Consider the following 1,161-nt stretch of genomic DNA (forward strand, 5'->3'; position numbering starts at 1 on the left):
CGCAGGGAGTTCAGGATCCAGCGGCACATACGCCGCACCCGCCCTCCACACACCCACCATCGCCGCAACCATGTCCACACCCCGCGGCAGACACAGCCCCACCACACACTCGCGACCTACATCCCGAGAACGCAGGAAGCCGGCAACCCGACCAGCGCGCTCGTCCAACTCCCGATACGTCAACTCCTGGTCACCGCAGACGACCGCGACCGCATCCGGCACCCGAGCCGCCTGCGCCTCGAACAACCCGGGCACCATCGCATCCGGTGCTCCAGAGACCGCTCGGCCCTGCCACTCGGCCAGCACCCGGTGCCGTTCTTCCACACCCAGCACATCAACCGCCGCCAAGGGCGTCTCGTCGGACGACTCCAACGCGGCCACAACATTCGCCACGCTCTCCCGCAGCAACCCGCACACCCGCACGGGATCGACAGGAGCCAGGGCTTCGACCACCAACCCAAATCCCGAACCGTCGTCGTCAACGGCCACGGTGAGCGGGTAGTTGGTGCGGTCTCGGTGCATCACCGACGTGACGCCGTCGAGGGCGGTGATGGTGCGTTGTTCGGTGGGGAGGTTGTGGCGGTAGTTGAAGATCGACGTGAACAGCGGGCTGCCGCCCGGAACTCCGCTCGCCGCCTGCGCCAGCGAGAGCGGGGCGTGCTCGTGCACCAACAAATCTGCTAGCTGACCACGGAGTTCGCTCAGCGCGTGGCCCACGCCTTCACTGTCGACGTGCACTCGTACTGGAAGGGTGTTGATGAACAGGCCCGGCACCCGATCGGCGCCCGTACCCGCGTTCATCCGACCGAACAACACCGTCCCAAAGACCACGTCGTCCCGCCCCGACACCACCGCGAGCACCCGCGCCCACGCCAGGTGCAACACCGTCGCCGGACTCACACCCCGCGCTCGTGCCACCCCCCGCAGCTGATCCGCCAGACCCTCGTCCAAGGGCGACCGTGCCTGTATCGCGGCCGCGCCGCCGCCACGGGCATCCGACAAGCCGTAGGGCGCGGTCGTCTCCGTCACATCGCCGAGCAGCTCCGCGAAGTACCGCTCATGCTCGTCACGCGACACACCGAACCGCGCCTGCGCCACCAACTCCCGGAACGGCAACGGCTCCGGCAGGTCGTCACCCCGCCCCTCCATGAACGCCCGCAA

At 68.3% G+C, this 1,161-nt stretch carries 1 protein-coding gene; it reads right to left on the minus strand.

Features of this window, described 5'->3' with window-relative positions; all coding sequences use genetic code 11:
- On the minus strand, positions 1-1,077 hold a 1,077-nt coding region (locus ACWDR3_RS47820), incomplete at its 3' end, for an AMP-binding protein (RefSeq protein WP_450358953.1).
- Between the last annotated feature and the right edge of the window lie 84 nt (positions 1,078-1,161).

This window comes from Streptomyces sp. NPDC001002 (assembly GCF_053599215.1).